The sequence below is a fragment of the Candidatus Marinimicrobia bacterium CG08_land_8_20_14_0_20_45_22 genome (assembly GCA_002774355.1).
Classification (GTDB): Bacteria; Fidelibacterota; UBA2242; order UBA2242; family UBA2242; genus 0-14-0-20-45-22.
Map to the genome: position 1 here is coordinate 1 of PEYN01000068.1, position 1,112 is coordinate 1,112.

1 protein-coding gene is annotated in these 1,112 nt (G+C 42.7%); it reads left to right on the forward strand.

What is annotated here, in order from left to right; translation table 11 throughout:
- A partial coding sequence (locus COT43_04170; protein ID PIS29284.1) for a hypothetical protein occupies window positions 1–1,112 on the forward strand: 1,112 nt, incomplete at both ends.

The following is a 1,112-nucleotide window of genomic DNA, read 5'->3' on the forward strand; positions in this document are numbered from 1 at the left end:
TACAGCAACGGCTTATTTGCGATTCCGGATACAATGCTGATAATTCAGGGACCAACATCGTATCGGATAACTGGCGAAGGCGATTTAAAGACGAATACCATTGATGCCCGCGCTTACGTAAATTCCAGTGAAGTCGGTCCGTTTGCAAAGCAATTTGGCGTTAAGGGATTAATGGGCTCGGCTGAGGCATTTCTTGAAGCAACTGGTAATCTAAAGAATCCAGATTTCCGCGGTTGGGTGAACGGAAAGAAATTCGGAATGCCGATGCTGAATTTCGAAGAAGCAATCGCACGATTTGGATTGGTTAATATCGGCGAAAAGCACTTCGGTGATATTTTTATTGAAGCGACTGATGGTAAGAGTGATTTAATTAAGGATCCAATGCCGTTTGCGGCGCTTATCCTTCGATTTGAAGGCGACACGGCGTTCATTCGCTCGATGAGGATCGTCGGCGAAGATGTAAGTCTGGAAGTTCAAGGAGACATCATCAAGGGAAGTGAAATTAATCTGAAGAAATTTCGTGTGACGCGATATGGAAACGATCTGGTCTCTCTGGTTCCGATCTCTTTTTCGTTAAATCAAGATACAATCAGATTTCGGGACATCGATTTTTCATTAAATGATGGGCGGCTGAAAATGTCAGCAGAGGCAGTGAATAAAAAAGTCAAAACGGCGAAATTTTCTTTCACTAATTTATCTATTGATCCGGTGAACGCTTTTCTCAAAGGTTCCCGCGGTGTCGAGGGAATTCTGGATGGATTCGTTGAATATACTGAATTTCCCGGTTCCCCTAGGCTTAAGGCAAGCGTTAACCTTCAGGGCGCCAATCTGTTTGGGCAGAAATATAAAAATATACAGACTGATGCAAATGTGGCGGACAATCAGGTTTGGATCAATAAAATCGCCATCACGGATGTGAACAATGGAAGTCTCATTGGTTCGGGAACTTTTTCCTGTAATTTTCCTGTAAAAAATGGATCGCCATTTGTCAAATCGTCAGATACGCTCAGGTTTCAGTTTGAAGCGTCTGACTTTTTAATGAAAACGTTCGATCCCGTTTTTCTGTCAAAGATACCAAAGGACGGAAAAATATCCGGTAAGATCGAGGTTAA